This window comes from Streptomyces sp. NPDC054872, from assembly GCF_053610705.1.
Genome location: NZ_JBSGYY010000002.1, coordinates 195,633 through 221,715, shown reverse-complemented (window position 1 = coordinate 221,715; position 26,083 = coordinate 195,633). Strand labels below are relative to the sequence as shown.

Here is a 26,083-nt window from a genome sequence, read left to right as displayed (position 1 = left end):
GGGAGAGCTCGGTCGTCCAGGGGTGGCTACGGGGTGAACTGGCGGTGGGCGAAAGAGGCCCGCGCGCCCGAGGAAAAGCAGGGCTCAGCCCGACAGCAGCCCCTCGCGGTCCTGGGCCCGGTACTGGGCCAACAGGTCGGCCATGGCCGTCGGCGTAAGGCGGTGGTAGGTCCCCGCCCCGGGATCGGGACGCCACCACACGGGATCCCCGCAGCGGAACCCCTCCCCCCGCAAGGCGGCCCGCGCCACCTTGTTGGTCGCGGTGACGGGCATCCGCCGCACCACCCGTACGAAGCGGGGCGCCATCTTCGTGCCCAGGTCCTCCTGCGCCAGCAGGAACTCGGCGAAGGCCAAGTGATCGAAGTCTGCCCCCGGCCGCGGAGCGACCGCCGCCATCACCTGGTCCCCCGAGACCGGATCAGGCACCGCGTACACGGCGACCGCCGCAGCCGCCTCCCACCGCGCGAGGATGTTCTCGATCATCGCCGCCGCCAGGTTCTCGCTGTCCACGCGGAGCCTGTCGTCCGTGCGCCCCGCGAAGTAGAGGAACCCCTCCGCGTCCCGGTAGAAGAGATCCCCCGTCCAGTACCAGCCGTCCCGGAGCCGCGCCGCGTCCGCCTCGGAGTTGCGCCAGTACCCCTCGAACGGCGTCCGCCCCTTGTTCACCAGCTCCCCTATCGCTGCCTCCCCGTTCAGCAGCCTGCCGTCCGCCGCGAAGACAGCGGGCGGGCACTCCTCCCGCGTCCCCGGATCCACCACCGCCAAGTCGTCCCCCGGCGCCGCCCGCCCGATCGCCCCGGCCGGGGCGCCCGGCGCCCGCTGGATCGCCGCGCCGCCCTCCGAAGACCCGTACCCCTCGACGAGCCGCACCCCGAACCTCTTCTCGAAGCGTGCCGCGTCCACCGCCCCGGCCTCCGTACCGAACCCCATCAGGAGGGGGTTCTCCGTGTCGTCGGGGCGATCGGGCGTGGCCAGGATGTACTGCACCGCCCGGCCCACGTACGTGAAGTACGTCGCCCCGTACGCCCGTACGTCGTCCAGGAAGGCCGAGGCCGAGAAGCGCCGCCGCAGCGCCACCCCCGCCCCGGCCGCCAGCGCGGGCGCCCAGTCCGCGATCACCGCGTTGCCGTGGAACATGGGCATGCAGATGTAGTGGACGCCCTCCGGGCCGAGCCGGAAGTGGCCGGCCAGGGACTGCCCCGCCGCCGCGAGGCGACCCTGGGTGCAGATCGCGGCCTTGGGCGCGCCCGTCGACCCGGAGGTGAAGTAGAGCAGCATCCGGCTCGACGGGGTCGCCGCCCGCGACACCTCGGGGCGCGCGTCCGCATAAGGGGCCAGCAGCTCCCCGTACGCATCCGTGTCCGTCACCAGGATGCGCACGCCCGGCAGCGCGAGGCCGTCCAGGAGCGCGAGGTGCGCCCGTTGCGTGATCAGGACGCGGCAGTCGGTGTGCACGATGTCGCGGGCCAGTTCCGCGCCCCTGCGCGTGGGGTTGATGCCCGCCACCGCCGCTCCCGCGAGCGCCGCCGCGCTCAGCCACAGGGGGTACTCCGGGGTGTTGTCGAGCAGGACGCCGACGTGCGGCTCGGCCCCTCTGGGCAGCAGGTCGGCGAGGAGTGCCGCTCTCGCCGCCGCGCCCGCCGCGACCTGGTGGTGGGTGAGCTCCTGGTGCTCGAAGCGCAGCCCGGGGCGGTGATCGCCCCACCGCGCCCGCACGAGCTCCGCGACGGTACTCCCGGTGGACTCCATGGCCGCGCACCATAATTGATGGCCCGTCAGATGAGGAGTCCCGCGAGGGAGGATTACGGCAGGTCCGGCTCGAAGCCGTCGTCCGACTCGAAGCCGTCGCCGGAGTCGAGCGTGTCAGCCAGACCGAACATGTCGTGCGCCGTCACCATGAAGGCGACGCAGAAGGCCAGCACGACGCCGAGGAAGCAGAGCACGCCGATCATGGCCGCCGCCCCCTTGGCGGGGCTCGGCGCGTGCGCCGTCGCCCGCTCGGGGTGCTCCGCCGCGTAGTACACGGTGACGAAGTCGCCCTCGAGGGTCGTCGCGGCGCCGTCCTCCTCCTCGAACCGTACGGGGCGGCCCGCGAGCGGAGTGAACTCATAGACGTGATGCAGCGTGGTGCTGATGCGGTTGCTGTCGCTGTGGCGGCTCGTCGTGGTGTACGTGCGCAGGCAGCGCGCCTGTGCCGTCAGGCCGCTCGACCACGCCTGCCGCACCTGCAGGTAGCGCTTGGTCACCATGACCGCCGTCGCGACCACCATGACGCACATCAACGTCGGCACGGCATAGAACATGAACTCCACTGCATCCCCCGATGGTTGTCGCCGGTACTGCCCCGCGTACGCCGTCCTGGTCAGGGACGACGTACGCGGAACCTACCCGTGGGGAGTGCGCCAGAGCCTCAAGTCCTGCTCAGAACTTGACGTCCGAGCAGGCGTAGAACGCGTTCGCCGTGTCGTGGACCGTCCACACCGCGACGATCACGTGGTGTCCGCTCCTGCCGCCGGGAATCGTCCCGGAGTGCGAGAGCGTGGCGGGCGGCTGCTGACCGTTGTAGGGGACGTTGAGGAACGGGGTCGTCTCGAGGGCGGCCCGCGTGACCGGCTTGCTCTCGTCCCAACCCTGCTTGGTTATGTAGTACTTGAAGTCGGTGGTGCGGTGACGTGCCGTGAACTGCCAGCGGAAGCTGTAGTTCTGTCCTGCGCTGACACTGGTCGTCGGCCAGGCTCCGCCGCCCGGCGCCTTCGGCTGGTTGAGCGAGTCGAAGCCGCTGACGCCGGCCGAACAGATCTTGCCGTCGGCGGGACCGGACGCCGGGAAGCCCTTGGGGCCCTCGACGCTCTGGGGTTCGTACTGGATGGAACCGCAGCCGCTCACCGTGCCGTTGGCACAGTTGATCTGGCGGCTGGCCGGCAGGTCGGTGTAGCCGTGACCGCTCGCGCCACCGGACGAGAGCGCGAGGGCCCCGAACGTGGTGGCGCCGAGCATGGCCGCGTACATCTTCTTGTTTCGCATGCTGCCGCTCCAGGGGAAACGTGGGGGTTCCGTGAGCCGTGCGCGCGCTGCGGCACTGCGGGTGCAGTGGGATGCAGTGAGTACTGCGGTCTAGACCAAGCCCAGATTATGGGCGGTAGTTGAACATGTCCATACCAATAGTGGAGACGATCCGATCGCAGCGGTGGCGCGACGTCTCGACGAGATCACCGTTCGGGGCGTCGTTCGTCGCCACCCACGCCGCCGCCCCGTCGGCCGACCGGTCGCCCGCCAACTGCCTGTCGATCAGGCGCTGTTGACGTACCTCCGCAGGTGCCGCCACATACCAGCACTCCCCCATCAGGTCCCGCGCGTCGCGCCAGCCGGGCAGATCGCAGGCCAGATAGTTCCCCTCGGTGACCACGATCCGGGCGGTCGGCGGGACGCGGTGCCGGGCGGCCACCGGTTCGTGGAGGGTGCGGTCGTAGTCGGGTACGTAGATGTCGTGGCCCGGGTCATCGAGGACCCGGGCGAGGAGCGCGACGTACCCCCGGACGTCGAAGCTCGGCTCCGAACCCTTGCGCGAGGTGAGGGAGAGGCGCTCCAACTGGTCGTTGGAGAGGTGGAACCCGTCGAGCGGGAGATACGCGGCCCCCTCGCCGATCTCCTCCACCAGGGCACGCGCGAACGTCGACTTGCCCGCGCCGGGCGGCCCCGCGATCCCGAGGAGGGTGCGGGGCCGGTCGGCGGCCAGCTGCCGGGCGTCCTTGGCCAGGGCGCGAAGGGTGGGAGCGGTGGCGGGGGTGGGAGCGGTGGCGAAGGTGGGGGTGGGGTCAGCGTTCTCCATGCCCCGTATAGAACGCCACCGTGAGGTCCTTGACCAAGGCCTTGCGCTCGTAGTCGTCGAGCTCGACCAGGCCCCGGGTGGTCAGCCGGGTCACCGTGTCCTCGACGGAGTCCACCACCGAGGTGAGCACGCTGTCGCGGTGCCGTGCGTCCAGGGCGGCGACCCGGCGCAGGCGCATGGTGTCGGCGATCTCGGGGGCGTACTCGATGCGGGTCGGCTGGGCCGAGAAGATCTCGATGCCGACCGGCTCGGCCTCCGCCACGAGCATCCGGGTCAGCGCGTCGCCCACCGCGTCCGCGTCGCGCAGGGTCGCGGTGTCGTCGTGGAAGGCGTCGGCGGGCAGCCGCGACAGGACGCGGGCCGTCGCCGCCTCGACGCACTCGCGCAGATACTCCTGGTGGTCGGCGACGCCGAGCGTCGCCCGCGCCGCGTCCTTGACCCGCCACACCACGAGGACGACGACCCGCAGCGCGACCCCGCCCCGGTCCACCGCGGGCATCGGTTCGCTGCGCCAGTGCCGCAGGCGTACGTCGACGCGGCGGCGCAGCAGGAGCGGATTGACCCACATCAGGCCGGTACGGCGGACGCTGCCGCGGTAGCGCCCGAAGAGGGTGAGCACCCACGCCGTACCGACCCGGCCCCGGGCGAGGCCCCCGAACCCGAACAGCGCGAGGGCGCCCGAACCGGCGAGCGAGGCCCACTGCGCGAGGCCGAGCCCGGCGTACGCGGCGTGACCGCCGGGCCCCTCCACCCCGAACAGTCCGGCCGCCTGCGCCACCGGCTCGGGCAGCACCCCCGCCCACCACAGCGCGGCCGCGCACCCGGCCGCTCCCGCGGTGCCGCCGAGCACCCCGACCGCGCCGGGCAGAACGCATGCGGACCGCTCGCCGAGGTCGGGGTCGACCACGGGCAGGGGCCGCACCGCCCTCGCCCCTGCCGACACCGCCGGGGCCGGGGGCCGACGGTTGGCGCGCGGCTGCTCCCCTGTTCCTTGGCGACGCCGCACCACGGCGGGCGCCAGGGCCACCCCGGGGTCGGCGGGGTCGTCGCGGAAGAGCAGATGGATGGGGATCTCGGTGGTGGCCTCGCTGTGGATCAGGCGCGGGGAGCGGGCGGTCGTGTCCGGGGCGCCGGCGGTCTGCGGCTCCTCGGGCTGGGGGGTCTGTGACCGTGATGCCGCTGTCGCACTCATCCTTGCCTCCGGCTCATACGTGCCTCGATCTCATACGTGCCTGCATGTCATCCGTGCCCCGGTCACATCTGCTTCCCGGTCACATCTGCTCGCCGGTCACCTCTGCGCCCCGGCACCGTCCCGTGCCCCGGTCTCATACGTGACTCGGTCACATCTCTGACCCGGTCACACCCGCGACCCGGTCACACCCCTGACCCGGTCACCTTTCTGCTCACGTGAACAGCCGCCGCCAGGTCTCGGGGCCCGGATAGCCGTCCGCTGCCGCGCCCCGCCAGCCCTGGGCCCGCTGGAACGCCTCGACGTTGCGGCGGTCGCTCTCGCTCCACTGGGGGCCGGGGCCCCGCGCGTAGTGCCTGCCGAAGCCCTTCTTCACCAGCTGCCTGCCGAGCTGCTCGATCGCGGGGCTGGACTGGCCGGGACGGAACACGCCCCTGCCTGGGTACGCCGGCGCAGCGCCCTGGGTGCCACCCGACCCGGCGCGTGGGATGTCCCGGCCCTTGCCCGTCACCAGGTACGACCAGGTCGCGGGGCCCGGCAGGCCGTCCGCGTCACGGCCGGTCCAGCCCTGCGCCCGCTGGAACGCCTGCGTGGCCCGGCGGTCCGCGTCGCTCCAGTGCGGGCCCGGCCCCGTCGTGTAGAACCGGGCGCCGCCCCGCGCGACCAATGCCTTGCCCAGCTGGGTGACGTACTGGTTGTCGGCGCCCGGACCGAAGGACCCCGCCCCGGGGTAGCGCGTCCCCGTGCCAGGACCCGAGCCGCCCGGGGTGCCGCTCGTGACCCCTTTGTAGCGATACGCCAGATAGCGGGTCGCATTGCTCCAATAGGCATAGGGAGTCGTCTGCTTGCGGGTGTGCGGGCGGGTCTGTTCGTACGCGACGTAATGCGTGTGCGCCGCGTTCGCCCAGCCGCCGAAAATGGTGACGTGCGAGCCCTTCTCGGGGTTCGCCGGATTATGGAAGAGAAGGATGTCGCCGGGCTGAAGCTGGGTCTTCGTAATACGCACCGAGTACCGGGCGAGGCTGCCCGTCCATTCGTTGCGGCCGAGATTCCAGGCCATCGAGACATAGCCCGAGCAGTCCTGCCGGTAGCCGTCGGACCAGTACTTGCCCATGTTGTACGGCACCTTCGCCGCGACCCACTTCTGGGCGCGGGCGAGGATCTCGGCCCGCGTCGTGTTCCGCGCCGCCGACGCCGACGGGCCCGGCGAACCCGGCCTGCCCGGCACTCCGTGCAGCGCGCTCCTGCCGCCCTGCGGGCTGCCGGGTCCGGGCCCGGCGCCCGGGTCGTCGTCCGGCGGGATCACCGGAACCGTGCCCGGCGGCCCCGCCGGGTGATGCCCGGCGCCGGGTGCCGCCACCGCCGGAAGGACCTGGCCACCGCCGAGCACGGTGCCCGCGGCCGCGGCGACGACCAGGGCGCGGCGCGCGCCGTGCGCCGCCGGGTGGCCGCCCTGCCGTACGGGGAGTGCGTGGGTCATGGCTCGTCGCCGGTGAATACATCCGGGGCAATCGCAGTCGCTCTCGGGCTCGAATTCCTCGAATACCGGAGCTCCCTCCATGCGATTCCCCTCACACTCCAGGAAAGAATGCCTGCGTCGCATCTGCACAGTCGTCAGCTTCTCAACTGTCCGGTGATATCGCATGTTGACGGTCCGAATGATGGAGTCCCCGCGCATTCACCGCCCACGGCCTCTCGGACCCCGCCCCTGGCAAAGCCCGCCCGCGGCCCGACGCAATGCCGTCCCGGGCCCCCGCGAGCTCGCGGATGGTCCGGAGCACCCGTCGGCATCCGGTAGAGTTCTCCAGGTCAGCAGGCGCCGCTAGCTCAGTTGGTTAGAGCAGCTGACTCTTAATCAGCGGGTCCGGGGTTCGAGTCCCTGGCGGCGCACAGACAGCGAAAGCCCTCCGTTCACGCGGGGGGCTTTCGTGGTTCCTGCGCCCGGTGAACACACGTCTTCCGCGCCGGGTCGAGACCCGTGTCCGTACCGCTACCGTTGCGCCATGGCGCGCGACATCCAGGAGCGGATCAAAAAGCTCATCATCGACCAGCGGCTGCCCTCGGGCGCCTCCCTGCCCACCGAGCCCGAACTGATGGAACGTCTCGGCGTCAGTCGGAACTCCGTGCGAGAAGCCCTGAAGGCGCTGCAGGCGATGGGCATCGTGGAGATCCGACACGGTTTCGGCACGTATGTCGGGCCCATGTCGATGGCTCCGATGATCGAGGGCCTCACCTTCCGGACGGTGGCCGGCCACTACCGCGGCGAGGACAGCCTGCTCCAGCTCCTGGAGCTGCGGGAGGCCGTGGAGACCGGACTCATCGCGCGCCTGGCGGGCCGTATACCGGCCGCGGATCTGGCCGCGCTCGACGCACTCGTGGACCGGATGGACAGCGAGGCGGCGGAGAACGACGGCCGGAGCGGTCAGCCGGGCGTGGTGCACACCGAAACCGACCGCGCGTTTCACGCCACTCTCTACCGCTGCCTGCGCAATCCGCTGCTCGGCGAGGTTCTGGAGGCGTTCTGGGACGCCTTCCACAAGGTACGCACCGATCTGGTCGACGTTCCGCACGATCCCAAGGTCACGTGCCGCCAGCACCGGGAGATCCTCGACGCGGTCCGGTCCGGCGATGTACTCCGGGCCGAGCGGGCGATACGGGAACACTTCGGTAATATTCGAACGCGATTGAGCGCTCCTGTCTCAGCAGGCAACTCGAATCCCTCGTATGACCGGTAAACCCCTTGTTTCGCTCTTGCGATCAAGGCTAGGGGCGTAGAACCTTGTGCTGGAGCCTTTGGCTCTCATGAGGCTGGCGGTGCCGGGCAGTTGGGGGGCCCGGCCGACCGAGGCCCGCGGGGTGAGGGACGGGGGTCCCTTTCACGATTCGATGCCGAGGGGGGCATCATGCAACCGGAAGGTAGCTGTTCCATGTCTAAGGGGACGGTGGCCTGCCACTGATGCGTCCGTGAAGGTCGGGGGACCGAGTCGGACGGAACGACCAACGAACACGCGGGCGACCGCGTGCGGGGGGATGACTCATGACGTCGACGCCGACGGGCGCCCGGCCGAACGACCCGTCAGAGACGACCCAACTGCGGGTGCCGTCGCACCGGACGGGCGGGTTCCGACGTATCAAGAAGGCCTTGCCGCGATACGACTACGAGCACTACAGCCGTCTCGCGGGGCCGCTCACGCAGCCGGACCCGACCAAGCCGTACAAGGTGCAGTACCGCTCCCTGCTGTCGCAGGAGCCGCACCGGATCAGAGCCGCGCTGATGCTGGGAGCCGCGCCGCTGCTCTCCCTCGTGCTGCTCGCCTGGCTGCTGCAGCCGACGCACTGGACGAAGCGTGACTACGTCGCGAACGACTGGCTGCCGACGCTCGACGTCATCATGCTCATATCCATCGGCCTGATCGAGTTCTTCCGCTGCATGAACGTGCTGTCGAACGCGCACGCCACGCTCGTAGCCCGTGACCCGATACCCGTGGTGCCCGAGACCGGCACCCGTGTCGCCTTCCTCACCTCCTTCGTGCCCGGCAAGGAGCCGTTGGAGATGGTGACGAAGACACTGGAGGCGGCCGTCAAGATCCGCCACCGCGGTCTCATGCACGTCTGGCTCCTCGACGAGGGCGACGACCCCGCCGTCAAGGAGGTCTGCCAACGGCTCGGCGTGCACCACTTCTCCCGCAAGGGCATCGCGAAGTGGAACATGAGCAAGGGCCCGCACCGCGCCAAGACCAAGCACGGCAACTACAACGCCTGGCTGGACGCGCACGGCGACGACTACGACTACTTCGCATCGGTCGACACCGACCACGTCCCGATGCCGAACTACCTCGAGCGGATGCTCGGCTTCTTCCGCGACGAGAACGTCGGCTTCGTCATCGGCCCGCAGGTCTACGGCAACTACGACAACTTCATCACCAAGGCCGCCGAGTCCCAGCAGTTCCTCTTCCACGCGCTGATCCAGCGCGCGGGCAACGCGTACGGCTCCCCCATGTTCGTCGGCACGAGCAACGCCGTACGCATCAGCGCCCTGAAGCAGATCGGTGGTCTGTACGACTCGATCACCGAGGACATGGCGACCGGCTTCGAGATCCACCGCGCCACGAACCCGAGGACCGGCAAGAAGTGGAAGTCGGTCTACACCCCGGACGTGCTCGCGGTCGGTGAGGGCCCCAACGCCTGGACGGACTTCTTCACGCAGCAGCTGCGCTGGTCGCGAGGGACGTACGAGACCATCCTGAAGCAGTTCTGGAAGGCGCCGTTCTCGCTGCCGCCCGGCCGGCTCTTCAACTACACGATGATGGTCATCTTCTACCCGATGTCCGCCATGAACTGGATCCTGGCCGCGCTCTCCTGCGCGCTGTTCCTCGGCATGGGCGCATCGGGCGTGAACATCGACCCGACGATCTGGCTGATGCTGTACGGCAACGCGTCGGCGCTGCAGATCGGCCTCTACATCTGGAACCGCCGCCACAACGTCTCGCCGCACGAGCCCGAGGGCTCCGGCGGTATCGCGGGCATGGTGATGTCGGCCCTCTCCGCGCCGGTCTACGCACGCTCCCTGCTCGACGCCGCGCTGCGCCGCAAGAGCAAGTTCGTGGTGACCCCCAAGGGCGACTCGGCGAGCCCGGACACCCTGTTCGGCACGTTCCGCATCCACCTGTTCTTCATCCTGGTCTTCGCCGGCTCGATGGCCGCCGCGTTCGTGTTCGACCACGTCCACCCGGCGATGATCATCTGGGCCACGTTCGCCCTGCTGATCACGGCCGCGCCGATCTTCGCCTGGCGGTGGGGCATGCGCCAGGACAAGAAGAAGCGCAAGTCCCGGCACGGTGCCGGGCCTTCGGGGCCGCCTTCGGGCGACGGGGACCCGATGGTGCCGCAGCAGCGGGACACCACGGCGGAGCTGCCACAGGCACACCAGCCGCCGCACGCGCCGCACGCGCCGCAGCAGAAGCCCAGCTGGGCAGCGACCGACCAGACCATGCAGATCGCCCTTGGGGGACGTAAGAAATGAAGGACCGCTCCAGCCGCCGCCGCGCCCGCCGCATAGCGATAGGCGCGGCGGTGGTCATAGCGCTGGCCGGGATGAACGGCCCGTGGCTGTGGCGCGTGGGTTCGGAGAAGTACCACGACTACAAGATCAACAAGCCGGAGTACAAGGCCGACAACGGCCACTGGCAGGTCGTGAACTTCCCCGAGGAGTACCGCCAGAACACGATCCACGCGGCGCTCCTGCACACCGGCAAGATCCTCCTGGTCGCCGGCTCCGGCAACAACCAGAAGAACTTCGACGCCAAGAAGTTCGACACCCGCCTGTGGGACCCGGTCAAGAACACGATCAAGAAGATCAAGACGCCGGTCGACCTCTTCTGCACCGGCCACACCCAGCTCGCCAACGGCAATCTCCTCATCGCCGGCGGCACCCAGCGCTACGAGAAGCTCAAGGGCGACATCACCAAGGCGGGCGGCCTGATGGTGGTGCACAACGAGGACCCGGACAAGCCGATCACGCTGCCCGCGGGCACGAAGTTCACCGGCAAGAAGAACGGCAAGACGTTCGTCTCCAAGGACCCGGTCGTAGTCGAGCGCGCCAAGAAGGTCTTCGACAAGCAGACCGGCGCGTTCGTGCGCAACGAACCGGGCCTGGGCCGGGTGTACGTGGAGGCGCAGCAGAGCGGCACGAAGCACGAGACCGGCACGCAGGACAACTACCGCGTGCAGGGCCTCAAGGGCGCCGCCACCCGCAACACGTACGGCATCGCGCAGAAGCTCGCCCTGGACAAGAAGGACTTCCAGGGGATCAAGGACGCCTTCGAGTTCGACCCGGTCGCCGAGAAGTACATCAAGGTCGACCCGATGAACGAGGCCCGCTGGTACCCCACGCTGACCACGCTCTCGGACGGCAAGGTGCTCAGCCTCTCCGGCCTCGACGAGATCGGCCAGCTGGTCCCGGGCAAGAACGAGGTCTACGACCCCAAGACCAAGAAGTGGACCTACACCAAGCAGGTCCGCCAGTTCCCCACCTACCCCGCCGTCTTCCAGCTGGAGAGCGGCAGGCTCTTCTACTCGGGCTCGAACGCGGGCTACGGCCCCGATGACGTCGGCCGCAAGCCCGGCACCTGGGACCTGGAGAAGAAGGGCAGCTGGAAGGGGATCCCGGGGATGAGCGACCCGAATCTCCTGGAGACCTCCAACACGGTCGAACTGCCGCCCGCGCAGGACCAGAAGTACATGGTCGTCGGCGGCGGCGGTGTCGGCGAGTCCAAGAAGTCCAGCAAGAAGACGCGCATCGTCGACCTCCTGGAGGACGACCCGAAGTTCGAGGACGGCCCCGAGCTGGAGAAGGGCACGCGTTACCCGCAGGCCTCGACCCTGCCCGACGACACGGTGCTGATATCGGGTGGCTCGGAGGACTACCGCGGCCGCGGTGACTCGAACATCAAGCAGGCGCGGATCTACGACGCCAAGACCGGCAACATGCGGCGGGTCGCGGACCCGGAGGTCGGCCGCAACTACCACTCGGGCTCGATCCTGCTGCCCGACGGCCGCGTGATGTTCTTCGGCTCCGACTCGCTCTACTCCGACAAGGCCAACACCAAGCCCGGAGAGTTCGAGCAGCGCATCGAGATCTACACCCCGCCGTACCTGTACCAGGGCTCGCAGCCCACACTCACCGGCGGCCCCGAGGAGATCAGGCGCGGCGGGTCGGGCACCTTCAAGACCCAGCACGCCTCGTCCATCAAGACGGCCCGCCTGATCAGGCCGAGCGCGTCGACGCACGTCACGGACATCGACCAGACGTCGGTCGCACTCGACCTGAAGAAGTCCGCGGGCGGCGTCACGGTGACGATCCCGAAGGAGAAGAGCCTGGTCGAGTCCGGCTGGTACATGCTCTTCGTGACGGACGACCAGGGCACGCCGAGCAAGGCCCAGTGGGTGCACATCCCCTGACCGGCGCGCACGGAAAAGCCGCAGTCGCATCTGCCGGGATACCTGGCAGATGCGACTGCGGCTTTTCGCGCGCTGAGCGCGCAGTTCCCCGCGCCCCTGACGGGGCGCTCCTACTTGGCCGCCTCCGCGAGGCCCTTCGCGTACTCGGGCCACCACTCCCCCGCCTTGGGGCCACCCCGGCACGTGCCGTCCGACTCACCGGGACGCTTGATCCAGAGGTACGCGTCGACGAGCGGGTCGGAGGTCTTGGTGGTGGGCACCTCGCCCAACGCCCGGCCCGGCGGGTTGCACCAGGTGTCCTTGCCCTTGGTGTACGGGCCGTTGCCGTTGCGCGCGGTGTCGATGACGAACGGCTTGTTGCCGATCTTCGCGGAGAGCTTCTTGCCGAACTCCTTGCTGGCCGCGGTGGTCTGGAAGTTCGAGACGTTGACCGAGAATCCGTCGGCCCGCTCGACGCCCGACCACTTCAGGGGCTCCCAGAGCGAGTCCGGGTTCTTCCAGCCCGCGTTGCCCGCGTCCAGGTACACCTTGGTGTTCTTCAGGGACTTGAGCTTCTCGATGGCGCCCTTGAGAAGGTCGTAACGCTCCTCGTGGAACTCCTCCGGCGTGCAGTTGTCGACCATGTGGAGCACGGCGTCCGGCTCCAGGATGACCGTGGTCCTCCGGTCGCCGATGCCCTTGGCGACCTGGTCGATGAACGTGCGGTACGCGTTGCCGTCGGCCGCGCCGCCGCCCGAGTACTGGCCGCAGTCGCGGTGCGGGATGTTGTAGAGGACCAACAGGGCGTCCCTGTCGGCCTTCTCGGCGGCCTCGGTGAAGCCGCGCGCCTGATCCTCCGCGTTCTCCGGGATGATCCATTCGGCGACCGGCTGCTCGGCGATCTTCCGGATCAGCCCGGCGTCGTCCTTCTTGTCGTCCTTCTCGTACGCGGCGACCTGCTTGGCCGCGTTCCCCTCCGGGTTGACCCAGTACGGGTCGGAGCTCTTGGGCTGCTGCTTGACGGGCTGCCCCGAGGATTCCTCCTCGCCCGAGCCGTCATCGGAGGAGCACCCCGACAGCAGCAGCGCAGCCCCCGCAAACGCCGCCGCAGCCTTCACCCCCCGGGCCGCGATCCGATGACCGCGGCCGGTGCCTTTGTGGTACATCCACTCCCCCTTGGGTGCACTGTCCGATTCTCAATCCTGACATACGCGTTCCCGGCTCACGAGGCCCGCCCGTCCGCTGCGAAGACCTGTTGGAGACCTGTTACAGCTCGCCGCGCGGGGGTAGGCGCAATGGGCGGGGCCGAGCTCCTGGGGAGGAGATCATGCGGGATCGCACCTCTGAACTACGGCTGGCCCACGTTCTGGTGGAGACCGCGAACACGCTGGACGACGACTTCGACCCGGAGCGCTACCTGGGCCGGGTCGCTGGTCACTGCGTGGAGCTGCTCGACGCGTCCGCCACCGGCGTCATCTTCGACGGCTCGGGCTCGCCCTCGTTCGCCGCGGGCGGGCACCCCCGGGACCTCGCGCTCGGCCTGCTCGGGGCCCAGCAGAACGGCGGACCCTGCGTGGAGAGCCTCGGCACGGGGCTTCCCGTGCCGCCGGTGCGCCTCACGGCGGACGAATCCGCCGCACGCTGGCCGGAGTTCACCGCGCTGGCGCGACGCCACGGGATCGGGGTGACGTACGCGGTTCCGCTGCGGCAGCGCGAGACCCTGCTCGGGGCGCTCAACGTCTTCGTGCCCGAGGCGACTTCCTGGAGTCCGTGCGCCGACGGTGAGCTGGGGCTCGCGCAGGCGATCGCCGACGCCGCGGCCGTGGGCCTGCACAACCACCGTGCCTACACGGAGTACCGGACGCTCGCCACACAGCTCCAGGGGGCTCTGACCAGCCGTATCCGCATCGAACAGGCCAAAGGCATGCTGGCCGAGCGCTGGCACACCGGGGTGGACGAGGCCTTCGACGCACTGCGGCGGTACGCGCGCAGAGAACGGCTGGTCATGGACCTGGTCGCCACCGAGGTGATCAAGGGATCGCTCGATGACGCGGCGCTGCGCGGCGGTTGGTCCCATCCTGCCTGAAGGTCACCACCTGGACCACCGCCACCTGCGGTGATCACAGAGAGAAAGCACAGCACGACTTGGCGTCATTCCCCCCTAGGCTCCGGCGCTCATCCGTTCTAGAGTCGTCATAACGGCCCAAGCCCCCGGCCTGATCGCCCATCCCGCACTGCGGGGTTGGCCACCGAACCTCCCGCGCCGGCGCCGGGTTACTCCCGCAGCTCGTGCGCGCGCGGTCGAGGACCAGCCCGGTCGACGGCTCCGGGGGGAGCGGGCCGCCGACCGGGCCGGGTTGTCCTTGCACCGAAGCCAGGCCCGCGCCAGCACGGCGCGAGCGCGGCGGGAGTGCGCTCGCGCCTCGCTGCTCCTACGGCCCCACTCCGGTGAGGTAGGCGGACACCACCACGTTCGCCGAGTACGTCTTGGTGGCCCGGTCGAACGTGCCGCCGCACGTGATCAGTCGGAGTTCGGCGCGGCCCTCCTCGTGGGGGCCGTACGCCTTCTTCGCGTCGAAGCGGTCCCGGCTGATGACCTGGACGTCGTCCACCGTGAACTCGGCGACCGAGCCGTCGTCCCGGGCCACCAGGATCTTCTCGCCCGGACGCACCGCGCTGAGGTCGTAGAAGACGGCGGGGCGCGTCTCGGTGTCCACGTGGCCCACGAACAGGGACGTGCCCGCCGCTCCGGGGCGCGTCCCGCCGCCGTACCAGCCGACGGAGTCCGCCTGCTCGAAGGGCGGCGGATCGATGGCACCGTCCTGGTCGAGCCCCCGGGTGATCACGGGCGCCCGCACCTTCAGCGAGGGAACATCGACGCGCTGCGGCCTGGCGGCGCCCAACGGCTCGTGTGCGGCCGGGAGTTCGACGGCGAACGGTCGGCCGACCGCGGCCACGTCACCGTTCGTGGGCTCGGAGACACCGCCCCGTACGTCGGTGATCTCGCTGCCCCACAGCCAGAGCCCGACAAGCACCAGCGCCCAGGCGACCCCGGTGAGGAACCGCCCGTGCCCCGTCGACCCCTCATGGCCCGACATGCCGGCCCCCGCCCGTCACTCGGAGCGGCGCCGGCGCACGCTGCGCAGCGCCACGGCCACCGCCGCCACCCCGGCGAGCACCAGGCCGATCACGGCGTGCCGGGTTCCGGGGCCCGCCTCCTGGGTGTGCGCGGCGAGCTGCGCGGTGCCGCCGCCGCCCGCGCGGACCGGCGAGACGGGCTCGGTGCGGTGCTTGACGACCTCCACGGTGCCGACGCCCTGGTGGGGGTGGCCGTCGCAGACGACGGTCACGTCGTACGTGCCGCTGACGCCGTCCCGCAGCGTGGCGGAGCCGTTCAGCGAGTACTTGCCGCCGTCCCTGCCGGTGAGCTTCGCGTCGCCGGAGAACGCCCCGGACCCCGCGGATCCGGTCGTCCCCTCGCAACCCGTGACGCTGATCTCGACCTTGGCCCCGGACGCGGCGCTGGCCGGCGTGACCGTGGCGTGCACCTTGCCCTCTTCGTGGGCGTGTGCGGGGGCCGTAGCGGCAAGGGGGAGCGCGGCGAGGACAGCGGCCCCGGCTATACCACGCAGGGTGAGTGAGCCTCTACGCATCGTGAACCTCCTGTATCGAGGTTCACGCGCGCTCTCGGCTCACGCCTCCCGTGTGCGGCAAACGGGTGATCTCACACGCGTTCTACCAGGTCAGCGATGGAGTCCACGACGTTGGACGGGCGGAAGGGGTGCTGGTCGATGTCCTTGCGGGAGGTCAGACCGGTGAGGACCAGGAAGGTCTCCATGCCGGCCTCCAGACCGGCGAGGATGTCCGTGTCCATGCGGTCGCCGATCATGGCGCTGGTCTCGGAGTGCGCCCCGATGGCGTTCAGGCCGGTGCGCATCATCAGAGGGTTCGGCTTGCCGGCGAAGTAGGGGTTGCGGCCCGTGGCCTTGGTGATCAGCGCGGCGACGGCCCCGGTCGCGGGCAGCGGCCCTTCCATGGAGGGCCCGGTCTCGTCCGGGTTCGTGCAGATGAAGCGGGCCCCGCCGTTGATCAGCCGGACGGCCTTGGTCATGGCCTCGAAGGAGTACGTACGGGTTTCGCCGAGCACCACGTAGTCCGGGGCGTGGTCGGTCAGGACGTACCCGATGTCGTGCAGGGCGGTGGTGAGCCCCGCCTCGCCGATGACGTACGCCGTGCCGCCGGGGCGCTGGTCGTCCAGGAACTTCGCGGTGGCGAGGGCCGAGGTCCAGATGTTCTCGACGGGCACTTCGAGACCCATGCGGTTCAGCCGGGCCTGCAGGTCGCGCGCGGTGTAGATGGAGTTGTTCGTCAGGACCAGGAAGGGCTTGCCGGACTCACGGAGCCTCTTGATGAAGGAGTCAGCGCCGGGGATCGGAACGCCCTCGTGGATGAGCACGCCGTCCATGTCGGTGAGCCACGATTCGATGGGCTTGCGCTCTGCCATGGGGTGCACTCCTGCGGTGTACGGGTTGGCTGGGGCGCCGGGACAGCGCTGTGCCGACGCCCCCACCCTAATCAGGAAGTGGTGATCTTGACCCCGTCGATCACCGGGTACCACTCAGCTGCCGGTGGCCGACTTCCAGTCCTCCACGTACGTCCGGAGGTTCTCCGAGATGTCGTCCCAGTCCGGCTCGAAGATCTCGACCCCGTCGACGATCTTGTCGAGGGCGACCGCGTCGGCGTCCGTGGCCTTGATGTCCTTGCGTGCCGCGAAGCCGCCGCCGATCTCGCTGACCTGCTGCTGGGCCTTCTGGGTCAGCAGGTAGTCGAGGAACTTCTTGGCGTTGGCGGAGTGCGGGGCCTTGTTCACCAGTCCGGCCGCGTAGGGCAGCGCGAAGGTGGTGGGCTTGCCGCCCGGGTCCTTCGACGTGGCCGGGAACCAGATGCCCAGGTTCGGCATGTCCTTGGACTGGGCGTAGTTCATCTGGACGTCGCCGTTCGCGGCGAGGAGTTCGCCCTTGTCGACCTTGGGCGCGAGCTTGCCGGTGGAGGCGGAAGGACCGACGTTGTTCGTCTGCAGCTTCTTCAGGTAGTCCATGGCGGGCTTCTTGCCGCCGAAGTCGTGCATCGCCTTGATGAGCACGGCGGTTCCGTCGCCCGCGACGCCGGGCGTGGAGTACTGGACCTTGTCCTTGTACGCGGGGTCGGTGAGGTCCTCCCACGTCTTGGGCGCCTTGGAGCCGCCGAGCTCCTTCTTGTTGTAGATGAAGCCGAAGTAGTTGTTCACCACGGAGGTCCACTTGCCGTCGGTGGCCTTGAGGGCGCCGTCGACCTGGTCGGACCCCTTGGGCTTGTAGGCCTGGAGCAGCCCCTTCTCGTCCGCCTGCTGGATGAACGGCGGCAGGGTGATGATCACGTCCGCCTGGGTGTTGGACTTCTCGCGGACGGCGCGCTGCACCATCTCGCCGGAGCCGCCCTCCACGTAGTTCACCTTGATGCCGGTCTTCTTCTCGAAGTCCTTGAAGACCTGGTCGTACCAGCCGTCGCCGTTCTCGCCCTTGAGGCCGTCGGCGCTGTAGACGGTGACCTCCTTCGCGTCGGACGCGGAGGATTCGCCGCCGCACGCGGTGAGTGATGCGGCGAGGACGAGGCTGCCGGAGACGGCGGCGAGCGTGCGGACGTGTCGGACTCGGGTAAGGCGTGACATGACGTTTCGTGCTCCTTGAGAGCTTGCGGACTTCAGCGGTAGGAGGCGCGGGTGCGCATGCGGGAGAAGGCGAAGAGGACGAGCAGCGTGGCCGCCATCAGGACCACCGCGACGGCGGCGCCGGTGAAGAGGGAGCCGCGGTCGGTGGCCGCGTAGATCCGCACGGGCAGCGGCATCCAGTCCGGCGGATAGAGCATCATCGTGGCGCTCAACTCGCCCATGGAGAGGGCGAAGCAGAGGCCCGCGGCCGCGTTGAGCGACGGCAGCAGGAGCGGCAGCTTCACCTTCCACAGGACGTACGAGGGCCGGGCGCCGAGCGAGGCGGCGGCCTGTTCGTACGCCGGGTCGAGCCGGACGATGGCAGCCGAGACCGACTGATGGGCGAACGCGGTGACAAGAATGGTGTGCGCGAGGATCACGATCCAGCGCGTTCCGTTGAGGATCATCGGCGGTTTGCTGAACGCCACGAGGATCGCGAGCCCGACGACGACGGAGGGCACGGCGACCGGCAGCATGAAGAGGGTGTCCAGGAGGCGCTTGCCCCCTTTCTTCAGCGAGGCCGCGGCGAGCGCGGCCCAGGACCCGACGGTCAGCGCGAGCAGGCTGGCGCCGACGGCGGTGACCAGGCTGGTGGTGAGTGCCTGGAGCGATTCACCGCGGATGGCGGACTCGTAGTGCCCCGTGGTGAACCCGGAGGGAAAAGCCCCGGACCAGTGCGAGGAGAAGGACGCCGCCAGGATCACGAGCAGCGGAAGCGCGAAGAGCGGCAGGAAGAAGACGAGGAACAGGGCCCAGGTGGCCCATTTCCCCTTGCGGCTATGCACCAACACGACGGCTCACCACCCGGTAAAGGCTGTAGAGACCCACGGAGATCGCGATGTTGACCACGGCGACGACACAGGCCGCCGGATAGTCGGATTCGAGGATCGCTTTGCTGTAAACGAGCATGGGAAGGGTCGTGACCCCCTTCGCTCCGGTGAAGAGGACAATCCCGAATTCGTTCAGACACATGACGAGTACGAGGCTGCCGCCGGCGGCGAGGGCGGGCAGCGCCTCGGGCAGGATGACCCGCCGGACGATGCGGCCGGGCTTCGCCCCGAGGCTCGATGCCACTTCCAGCTGCGCGGTGTCGATCTGCGAGAACGCGGCGAGCAGCGGGCGCATCACGAAGGGCGTGAAGTACGTGATTTCCGCGAGGAGCACGCCCCACGGGGTGGTGAGGAACTGAAACGGCCCTTCGGCGGCCCCGGTCGCGTCCGTCCATATTCCGTTGGCCATGCCCTTGGTCCCGTAGATGAACAGCAGGGCAAGGGTGATGAGGAAGGACGGGAAGGAGAGAAAGACGTCGATGAACCGGGCGACGGCTTTCCCTCCCGGGAACGGCACGAACGCGATGATCAGCGCGAGCGCGAACCCGAGCACGAGACACCCGACCGTGGACCCGACGGCCAGCCACACGGTGGTCCCGAGCGCCTCCCGGAACGCTTCGGAGGCGAAGACGTCGGAGTAGGGCTGCAGGGAGGTCCCGCCGGTGTCGGGCTGGAGGGACTGCTGGACGACGAGGGCGAGGGGGTAGAGGAAGAAGAGGGCGAGGAGGGCGACGGGGGGCAGGGCCCAGACGAAGGCGGGGAGGCGCTTCTGCCGCGGGCGGGCGTTGCGCGGGGCGATTGGGGCCTCCCCTGCTCGAGCGGAGCCGAGAGCTTGGGGAATGCCGGGTGCGGCCCCCGTTGCCGGATCACCGCTGACCAGGCGTGCACCGGGGCTAGGCATCAGCCACTCCCGCGCCCAACAGCACCGCGTCCTCGGGCGCGAAGTGCAGCGTGACCTCGTCGCCGATGCCCGGCGGGTCCCGAAGCTCCCGGAGGTCCGCCTTCACCCGCTGCCCGCCGACATCCACGTACAACCGATGGGTGGCCCCCCGCCACTGCACCTCGGCGACGCGGCCGGAAAGGGCGTTGGGACCGTCCCCGAGACCGACCAGATGCGGCCGCACGCACAATGTGGCGCCGACGCCCGAGGCCACCTCTCCCGTATCGACCTTCAGGTCGGTCCCGACGAACGAGACGGTGCCGGAACCGACCCGCACCGGCAGCAGATTCGCGTTCCCCACGAAGGAAGCCGTGAACTCGGTACGAGGCGCCCGGTACAGCTCCTGCGGAGTCCCGCAGTCCTTGAGGCAGGCCTTGTCCATGACGGCGATCCGGTCCGCCAGGGTCAAGGCCTCCACCTGGTCATGGGTGACGTAGAGAATCGAGACGTCGGGCAACTCCCGGTGCAGCCGCGCCAGTTCGCCCAGCATCCCGGACCGCAACTGCGCGTCGAGCGCGGACAGCGGCTCGTCGAGCAGAAGCACTCCCGGCCGCACGGCCAACGCCCGCGCGATGGCGACCCGTTGCTGCTGCCCGCCGGAGAGCTCCCGGGGGAACCGCTTGGCGTACGCGGCCATCCCCGTCATGTCCAGCGCCTCGGCGACCCGCCCCGGAATCTCGGCCTTGGCGACCTTCCGCGCCTTCATTCCGAAGGCGACGTTGTCCGCGACCCGCATGTGCGGGAACAGCGCGTACTGCTGGACGACCATCCCGATCCCCCGCTGATGCGGCGGCAGACCGGTGACATCGCGCTCTCCGATGAACACCCGTCCTGACGCCGGCCGCACGAACCCGGCGACGGCCCGCAGCGCGGTCGTCTTGCCCGAGCCCGAAGGGCCGAGCAGGGCCATGACCTCGCCGGGCTCCACGGTCAGGTCGAGCGAGTCGAGCACGGTGTTCCTGCCGTAGGCGACCGAGACGCCGTCGAAGCGGATGCCGCTGCTCATCCGCCGACACCCCCGAGCACAGCGGGCAGTTCGGCGACGGAACCCAGGACATGGGTGGCCCCCGCGGACCGCAGCGTCCCGGCGTCGTGCGCCCCCGTCAGTACTCCGGCGACCACCGAGGCGCCGGACCGTACGCCGCTGAGCATGTCGTACGCCGTGTCGCCCACGACGGCGATCCGCCGGACGTCCTCCACCGCCCCCGTCCGCAGGAAGGCGCTGAGCACCATGTCCGGGTAGGGCCGCCCACGGCCGCCGGCGTCGGCGGGGCACAGGGTCAGCTCGACCAGGTCCCGCCAGCCGAGCGCGTCCAGGATGGCGTCCTGCGTGACGCGGGCGAAGCCGGTCGTCAGCACCACGGTCAGCCCGGCGGACCTGAGGTCCTCCACGGCTTCCCGAGCCCCGGGGATCGGCGCGATACGACCACCGTCGACGAGCTCCCCGTACGCCTTCTCGAAGGCCATGTTGCCCTGCTGGGCGCGGGCTTCGTCCCCGAACAGGTGCCGGAAGACGGAGATCTTGGACTCGCCCATGGTGGCGCGTACGTAGTCCAGCTTCTCGGCGTGGTCGGCCGAGCCCGGCTCGACGCCGAGTTCCAGCGCGGCGGCGGAGAACGCCTCCTCGACGAGCCCGCCGTCCGCGACGGTCGTACCGGCCATGTCGAGGACGACAAGCCCGCACCGCTCGTTCTTCGTGTGGTCCAACTCCCTCACCATCCCAACTCGTCGGCGGTCTTCTCGGCGATCGCGGGCGAGCACGTCATGCCGCGCCCGCCGGGCCCGGTGACCAGCCACACGCCGTCGCGGACCTGCTGGCGGTGCACGACACGGGCCGTGTCGACGCACTGCGCGTACACCCCGGCCCAGCGCCGCCTGATCTTCGGCAGCGGACGGCCCAGGAAGCCCTCGACGACCGCGGTCAAGTGGTCGTAGGGGTCCTCGAGGGTGTCGAAGGCGAAGGGGTGCTCGTACTCGTGGGTGTCGCCGATGGTCAGGCCGCCGTCCTCGCGCTGCACCATCAGAAGCTGCATCTTGTGCTCGGCGGCGGTCGGCGTCTGCGCCTGTCCGGCGTGGAGCGCGTCGAGGGCGTCGGACGCGTACGCGGGGTAGTAGCGGAAGCTGTCGGCGTCGGCGACCGAGGTGGTGAGCGCCTCGCCGAGGGGCTCCGTCTGCATCATCTGCAGGCGCACGCGGCGCACGGGCAGGTCGGGCCCGGCAAGCTCCCGCACCAGGCCACCGAGCCAGGCGCCGGTGGCGAGCACGACGACGTCACCGGTGTGCACGTCACCGTGGTCGTCCCGCACCGCGTTCTCGCCGACGACGTCGCGGACCTCGCGGCCGGGCAGGAAGGTGTAGCGGGGGGACCGCAGCAACGCTTCCCGCAGGCGGAGTTGGGCGGTGCGCGGCTCGACGGCGGCGTCCCGTTCGCACCACAGTCCGGCGATGAATTCGCCCCGCAGCGCCGGGTTGAGGGCGCGGGCCTCGTCGGCGCCGAGCAGCTTGTAGCCGCGGGCCGACGCGTCGGTGCGGGCCAGGGCGGCTTCGGCGACCGCGCGCTCGCGTTCGTTGCGCACGAGGGTGAGGGAGCCGTTGGCCCGGAAGCCGATGCCCTCCACCCGTGCGCCGATCTCCTCCCACAGCTCGCGGGCCCGCAGGGCGGTGTCCAGTTCCTCGCCCCCGGCGCGGCCGCTCACCCATATCTGCCCGAAGTTGCGCAGCGACGCTCCGCGGGCCTCGCTCTCGCGCTCGATCTGTACGACCTCGTGGCCGCGTTCCACTGCGTGCCAGGCGTGCATGGTTCCCACCACGCCGGCTCCTACGACGATGACTCTCACGGCGGCAACGCTCCTGGGGACGAGTGACCCGCCGTGGGCCGGTCGGCAACGGGATGGTGAACGGCCACCCAAGCTTGGCCCAGACCCGTTACCTTTCCGTTACCGACGAGGAGGATCCACACCCATACGGGATGCGGGGATGTCAGGCGCCGCTGCTGCCCAGATGCGTGGTGAAGGAGAACCGGTCGCCGCGGTAGAGGGTGCGGACCCGCTCCAGGGGGTGGCCGGAGGTGTCACGCGAGACACGGTGGATAAGCAGCATGGGCAGCGCGGGAGGGGTGCCGATCAGGAGGGCCTCGCGGGGGGTGGCGAGGACGGTCTCGATGCGTTCGTCGGCGTCGCCGAAGGGGATGCCGAGCTGATCGCGGAGGTAGGCGTAGAAGGACGAGTCGGGCTCGAACTCCCGGTCGAGCGCGGGGACTCGGGCCACGGAGACGTACGTGCTCTCGAGGCCCACCCGCTCGTCGTCAGCGAGCAGCACGCGTTCCATGTGCCAGGCGGGCTCGCCCTGCCGGACGCCGATCTCGGCGGCGAGGGCTGCGGGGGCGGGGAATTGATCGAGGGAGATGAGATTGCGCCCGGGGGTACGCCCCTGCCTGCGTACGCCTTCCGTGTAGCTCGCGAGGGACAGCGGCTGCTCCAGCTTGGGCCCCGCGACGACGGTCCCGCGCCCCTGCCTTCGCAACCGCCCTTCGAGCAGCAGCTCACGCAACGCCTGCCGCACGGTCTCCCGGGCGACCTCGTACCGGACGGCGAGATCCCGCTCGGTCGGCAGCGCCTGCCCGTCCCCCAACTCCTCGGTCAGATCAGCGATTCGGGCCTTCACCGCGTAGTACTTCGGGATGCGCCCGTGCTCGGGGATGCCGGAGCGGATGGGGGCGCCGGGGGCCTGGTCGAGCAGGTGGGCGGGAGGGTGCGGGGGGTTCGGGTTGTCCACCCGGGGATGTTCGCAGACGGACGTGAACTGGGAGGTGAACGGGGGGCGGGGTGGGGGTCTCGGCGCCTTGGGCCGGGGCTCGGCGCCTGCGGGCGGGGCTCGGCGCCTGCGGGCGGGGCTCAGCGCAGGGGGGTGACAGGGCTCAACGCCTTCGGGCGGCCCGCAGGCGCCGGGCCCCCACGGCGAGAACCCAGCCCGCGGCGAACAGCGCGTCGGCGACGGCCGGGCGGCGCAGGGTCCGGCAGGCGGGGCTCAGCGCCTGCGGGCAACCCGGGGTGCGGCACAGGGTCCAGCGGGTGGGGGCAGCGCCTGCGGGCCGCCAGGCGGGGGTGCGGCACAGGGTTCGGCCGGCGGGGCTCAGCGCCTGCGGGCAACCCGGGGTGCGGCACAGGGTCCAGCGGGTGGGGGCAGCGCCTGCGGGCCGCCAGAAGGCGGGGGTGCGGCACAGGGTTCGGCCGGCGGGCTCAGCGCCTGCGGGCCGCCCGATAGCGTCGGGTGCCCACGGCCAGTGCCCAGCCCCCGGCGAACAGCGCACCGGCGACGGCACTGACGCCGAGCAAGGCCCGGGGCCCGGTGGCGGCGAGTTCATCGGCTCCGTCGGCGTACGAGGCCCCTCCGGTGTCGGAGCCCTCACGTCCGCCACCGCCGCCGTCGCTGCCGCCGTCGGCGCCGGTGGCGTCGCCCGCACCGGTTTCGCCGCTGTCGACACCGGTGCTGTCTCCGTCGCCGTCACCCTCACCGATGCCGAACGGGTAGTCCTCGGACTCGCCCACCCAGTCGCCGTCGTCGGCACGGCGCTGGACGACCGCGGCGGAGATGACGGCTCGCTCGGAGCGGGCCTCGGAGGTGAAGGAGAGCCGCACCTTGACGCTGAGGGTCCGCCCCGCCTTGACCCTGAACCCGGGGAATCCGTCGTCGAAGACGCCGATGTTCTCGTCCCGGCCGGTCCGCTCGAACCCCACGGGCCGCCAGCGCGTGCCGTCGTGGAAGTCCAACTGGACCTGCCGGGGCCGCAGCTCGCGCTCCTTGTCGACGATGACGACGACCGGGTGGATGTTCCCGCAGACACCGCGGGTGGTGTTGGCCAACTCGACGGACCAGCGCCGGTAGCCGCCCCCGGCCTCGTAGGACTCGGGCCCTCCCCGGATCCTGGTCCCGATGGGAAAGCCTTCGCCGCTGGGGTCGGAGCAGGTGGGGGGTTGGGCTGCCGCGGGGGGCTGTACGGAGAAGGCAGCTGCGGGCGCGTGCGCCGCGGGTGCCCGAGCCTCCGCCGCCCGCTGCCCGGTGACGGCCGCCGCCGGAACCGCTCCGGACGCGAGGGCGGCGACGGCGGCGATGCCGGAGGCGAGCGGGCGGCGGAGTCGCATGAGTGGCCTTTGCTGAGCGCGGAGCGGGCGGAAGCGGGAGCGGGGCCGTAAGACGGGGGTCATGGCCCGCGAGATTGGCACGCTGCGGCCCCTCCCCCGGCCACGCCACAGCCCCGTACGGCCGACTGGACCCCGCAAGTACGCCCTATCAGCCGACTTTCGGTTTATGGGGTCGGACGGGCCGAAAGAGCCGGCCCTCTACCCCCGCCCCACCGGAAACGCCACGTTCGCCCTGCCGAAGAGTGGTGCGAGGACCAGTTGGGCCGCGCCCTCCGCCACCACCCGGTCGCCCCCGGAAGCCACCGCGACCGGCACCTCCGTGCCGCCGCCCCTCCTCGCGCGCTCGGTGACGACCGCGGCGACCCCTCGTACGAAGCGTTCCTCGTCGGCCAGGACCGCTCGGCCGCCGAGCAGCACGAGGTCGATGTCGAGCAGGCTGACCAGATTGCCCGCCCCCACCCCAAGGACCCGCGCCGCCTCGTCCAGATCGCCCCGCGCCACCGCCGCCAGGCACAGCGCCTCGACGCAGCCGCGGTCACCGCACCCGCATCGCGGGCCGTCCAGCTGGATCACCTGGTGGCCGAACTCGCCCGCCCCCGTCCGCGCCCCGCGGTAAAGACCGCCACCCAGCACGAGGCCCGCCCCCAGGCCCGTACCGAGGTGCAGATACGCGAAGGACTCCGCCTCCCCGCACAGCGCGAGGCCCAGCGCGGCGGCGTTGGTGTCCTTGTCCACGACCACCGGCAGCCCGAGCCGCCCGGCGAACGCGTCCCGCAGCGGGAAGCCGTCCCACGCGGGAAACCCGGTCACGCGGTGCAGCACCCCGGCGGAGTGGTCGAGCGGGCCGGGCAGCGCGATGCCGACGCCGAGCAGCCCGACGCCGCGCGGGCCGACGCCGAGCAGGCCGGTGCCGGCCGGGGCGGCCTCACCTGCCGCCGCCCCCCGGTCCGGCTCCCGGCCCGGGAGCCGGACCACCTCCTCCACCACCCCCACCGCCACGTCCACCACCGCCTCCGCACCGGCGGCGAAGTCCAGCGGCGCCCGCCGTTCCGCGACCACGTGTCCCGTCAGGTCGGCCAGGACCACCGTCAGCTCGTCGCGGTCCAGGTGGAGGCCGATCGCGTGGCCCGCGTCCGGGACGAGCCGCAGCAGCGTGCGCGGCTTGCCGCCCGTCGAAGCGCGACGGCCCGCCTCCACCGCGAGGCCCTCCGCACGCAGCCGAGCGGTGATCTTGCTGACGGCCTGCGGCGTGAGGCCCGTACGCTCGGCCAGTTCGAGGCGGCTTATGCCGGCGTCGCCCGCCGTGCGCAGCAGGTCGAGCACCAGAGCGGCGTTGTGCCCGCGCAGCGCCGGCAGGTTCACTCCGGCGCCCGTTCTGCCGCCGCTCGCCTGACCGCCGTCCGCCCGGCCACCGTTCGCCCTGTCGCCGTAGCCGCCCGCGGTCCCCGTATCAGTGCTGTTCACACCCC

Annotated in this window: 23 protein-coding genes and 1 tRNA gene; 5 read left to right on the top strand and 19 right to left on the bottom strand. The window is 70.6% G+C overall.

All coding sequences use genetic code 11. The features are described 5' to 3' along the window. Nucleotides 1–84: 84 nt before the first annotated feature. From ACWGIH_RS03155 to ACWGIH_RS03130, 6 genes are all read right to left on the bottom strand, one after another. Nucleotides 85–1,749 carry an AMP-binding protein gene (locus ACWGIH_RS03155; protein WP_453444316.1) on the bottom strand — a complete coding sequence of 555 codons (1,665 nt, stop codon included), beginning with the start codon at nucleotides 1,747–1,749 and terminating at the stop codon, nucleotides 85–87. 53 nt (nucleotides 1,750–1,802) lie between these two features. Further along, nucleotides 1,803–2,303 (bottom strand): DUF3592 domain-containing protein, encoded by a 501-nt coding sequence (locus ACWGIH_RS03150; RefSeq protein ID WP_453444315.1) that lies wholly within the window; start codon nucleotides 2,301–2,303, stop codon nucleotides 1,803–1,805. A 118-nt stretch (nucleotides 2,304–2,421) separates the two neighbouring features. After that, entirely contained in the window at nucleotides 2,422–3,024 is a 603-nt protein-coding gene (locus tag ACWGIH_RS03145) for a lytic polysaccharide monooxygenase auxiliary activity family 9 protein (RefSeq protein WP_453444314.1), read from the bottom strand. 106 nt (nucleotides 3,025–3,130) lie between these two features. After that, nucleotides 3,131–3,829: a nucleoside/nucleotide kinase family protein gene (locus ACWGIH_RS03140; protein WP_453444313.1), complete on the bottom strand. Its 699-nt coding sequence runs from the start codon at nucleotides 3,827–3,829 to the stop codon at nucleotides 3,131–3,133. Next, the gene (locus ACWGIH_RS03135; protein ID WP_453444312.1) at nucleotides 3,816–5,021 is read right to left on the bottom strand and encodes an SPFH domain-containing protein; all 1,206 of its coding nucleotides are present in this window, start codon (nucleotides 5,019–5,021) and stop codon (nucleotides 3,816–3,818) included. The genes ACWGIH_RS03140 and ACWGIH_RS03135 overlap by 14 nt, the downstream gene beginning before the upstream one ends. 211 nt (nucleotides 5,022–5,232) lie before the next feature. Next, nucleotides 5,233–6,579 (bottom strand): peptidoglycan-binding protein, encoded by a 1,347-nt coding sequence (locus ACWGIH_RS03130; RefSeq protein WP_453444311.1) that lies wholly within the window; start codon nucleotides 6,577–6,579, stop codon nucleotides 5,233–5,235. Between the two features lie 255 nt (nucleotides 6,580–6,834). Here ACWGIH_RS03130 and ACWGIH_RS03125 point away from each other — a divergent pair. From ACWGIH_RS03125 to ACWGIH_RS03110, 4 genes are all read left to right on the top strand, one after another. After that, nucleotides 6,835–6,908: transfer RNA gene (locus ACWGIH_RS03125), tRNA-Lys, on the top strand. 113 nt (nucleotides 6,909–7,021) lie between these two features. Then, complete coding sequence (locus ACWGIH_RS03120) at nucleotides 7,022–7,753, top strand: FadR/GntR family transcriptional regulator (protein WP_453444309.1); 732 nt, start codon at nucleotides 7,022–7,024, stop codon at nucleotides 7,751–7,753. Nucleotides 7,754–8,055: 302 nt separating this feature from the next. Next, the gene (locus tag ACWGIH_RS03115; RefSeq protein ID WP_453444307.1) at nucleotides 8,056–10,041 is read left to right on the top strand and encodes a glycosyltransferase family 2 protein; all 1,986 of its coding nucleotides are present in this window, start codon (nucleotides 8,056–8,058) and stop codon (nucleotides 10,039–10,041) included. Continuing rightward, nucleotides 10,038–11,978 (top strand): galactose oxidase-like domain-containing protein, encoded by a 1,941-nt coding sequence (locus ACWGIH_RS03110; RefSeq protein WP_453444305.1) that lies wholly within the window; start codon nucleotides 10,038–10,040, stop codon nucleotides 11,976–11,978. Before ACWGIH_RS03115 ends, ACWGIH_RS03110 begins: the two co-directional genes overlap by 4 nt. A 110-nt stretch (nucleotides 11,979–12,088) precedes the next feature. Here ACWGIH_RS03110 and ACWGIH_RS03105 read toward each other — a convergent pair whose 3' ends face one another. Beyond that, nucleotides 12,089–13,123 (bottom strand): glycoside hydrolase family 6 protein, encoded by a 1,035-nt coding sequence (locus ACWGIH_RS03105; RefSeq protein ID WP_453448716.1) that lies wholly within the window; start codon nucleotides 13,121–13,123, stop codon nucleotides 12,089–12,091. Nucleotides 13,124–13,284: 161 nt separating this feature from the next. Here ACWGIH_RS03105 and ACWGIH_RS03100 point away from each other — a divergent pair, with 161 nt between their 5' ends. Further along, nucleotides 13,285–14,043, top strand: coding sequence for an ANTAR domain-containing protein (locus ACWGIH_RS03100; protein ID WP_453448717.1), 759 nt, complete (start codon nucleotides 13,285–13,287; stop codon nucleotides 14,041–14,043). 346 nt (nucleotides 14,044–14,389) lie between these two features. Here the strand turns inward: ACWGIH_RS03100 and ACWGIH_RS03095 are convergent, their stop codons facing one another. The 12 genes from ACWGIH_RS03095 to ACWGIH_RS03040 form a co-directional block, all read right to left on the bottom strand. After that, nucleotides 14,390–15,055 (bottom strand): class F sortase, encoded by a 666-nt coding sequence (locus tag ACWGIH_RS03095; protein WP_453448718.1) that lies wholly within the window; start codon nucleotides 15,053–15,055, stop codon nucleotides 14,390–14,392. A gap of 15 nt (nucleotides 15,056–15,070) precedes the next feature. Next, a complete protein-coding gene (locus ACWGIH_RS03090) occupies nucleotides 15,071–15,610 on the bottom strand; it encodes a hypothetical protein (RefSeq protein ID WP_453448719.1) in 540 nt (179 codons plus the stop codon). Between the two features lie 71 nt (nucleotides 15,611–15,681). Beyond that, nucleotides 15,682–16,461: an HAD-IIA family hydrolase gene (locus ACWGIH_RS03085; protein ID WP_453448720.1), complete on the bottom strand. Its 780-nt coding sequence runs from the start codon at nucleotides 16,459–16,461 to the stop codon at nucleotides 15,682–15,684. 114 nt (nucleotides 16,462–16,575) lie between these two features. Beyond that, nucleotides 16,576–17,664 (bottom strand): 2-aminoethylphosphonate ABC transporter substrate-binding protein, encoded by a 1,089-nt coding sequence (locus ACWGIH_RS03080; protein WP_453448721.1) that lies wholly within the window; start codon nucleotides 17,662–17,664, stop codon nucleotides 16,576–16,578. 32 nt (nucleotides 17,665–17,696) lie between these two features. Further along, the gene (locus tag ACWGIH_RS03075; RefSeq protein WP_453448722.1) at nucleotides 17,697–18,494 is read right to left on the bottom strand and encodes an ABC transporter permease; all 798 of its coding nucleotides are present in this window, start codon (nucleotides 18,492–18,494) and stop codon (nucleotides 17,697–17,699) included. After that, on the bottom strand, nucleotides 18,481–19,434 hold the full coding sequence (locus tag ACWGIH_RS03070) for a 2-aminoethylphosphonate ABC transporter permease subunit (RefSeq protein WP_453448723.1): 954 nt from the start codon (nucleotides 19,432–19,434) through the stop codon (nucleotides 18,481–18,483). Before ACWGIH_RS03070 ends, ACWGIH_RS03075 begins: the two co-directional genes overlap by 14 nt. Continuing rightward, complete coding sequence (locus tag ACWGIH_RS03065) at nucleotides 19,427–20,479, bottom strand: ABC transporter ATP-binding protein (protein ID WP_453448724.1); 1,053 nt, start codon at nucleotides 20,477–20,479, stop codon at nucleotides 19,427–19,429. Before ACWGIH_RS03065 ends, ACWGIH_RS03070 begins: the two co-directional genes overlap by 8 nt. Beyond that, nucleotides 20,476–21,180, bottom strand: a complete 705-nt coding sequence (locus ACWGIH_RS03060; RefSeq protein WP_453448725.1) for a phosphonatase-like hydrolase — start codon at nucleotides 21,178–21,180, stop codon at nucleotides 20,476–20,478. Before ACWGIH_RS03060 ends, ACWGIH_RS03065 begins: the two co-directional genes overlap by 4 nt. Nucleotides 21,181–21,185: 5 nt before the next feature. Then, nucleotides 21,186–22,310 carry a TIGR03364 family FAD-dependent oxidoreductase gene (locus ACWGIH_RS03055; RefSeq protein ID WP_453448726.1) on the bottom strand — a complete coding sequence of 375 codons (1,125 nt, stop codon included), beginning with the start codon at nucleotides 22,308–22,310 and terminating at the stop codon, nucleotides 21,186–21,188. 142 nt (nucleotides 22,311–22,452) lie between these two features. After that, nucleotides 22,453–23,247, bottom strand: coding sequence for a GntR family transcriptional regulator (locus ACWGIH_RS03050; protein ID WP_453448727.1), 795 nt, complete (start codon nucleotides 23,245–23,247; stop codon nucleotides 22,453–22,455). Between the two features lie 464 nt (nucleotides 23,248–23,711). Further along, on the bottom strand, nucleotides 23,712–24,614 hold the full coding sequence (locus ACWGIH_RS03045; protein ID WP_453448728.1) for a hypothetical protein: 903 nt from the start codon (nucleotides 24,612–24,614) through the stop codon (nucleotides 23,712–23,714). A gap of 198 nt (nucleotides 24,615–24,812) precedes the next feature. After that, complete coding sequence (locus tag ACWGIH_RS03040) at nucleotides 24,813–26,078, bottom strand: ROK family protein (RefSeq protein WP_453448729.1); 1,266 nt, start codon at nucleotides 26,076–26,078, stop codon at nucleotides 24,813–24,815. Between the last annotated feature and the right edge of the window lie 5 nt (nucleotides 26,079–26,083).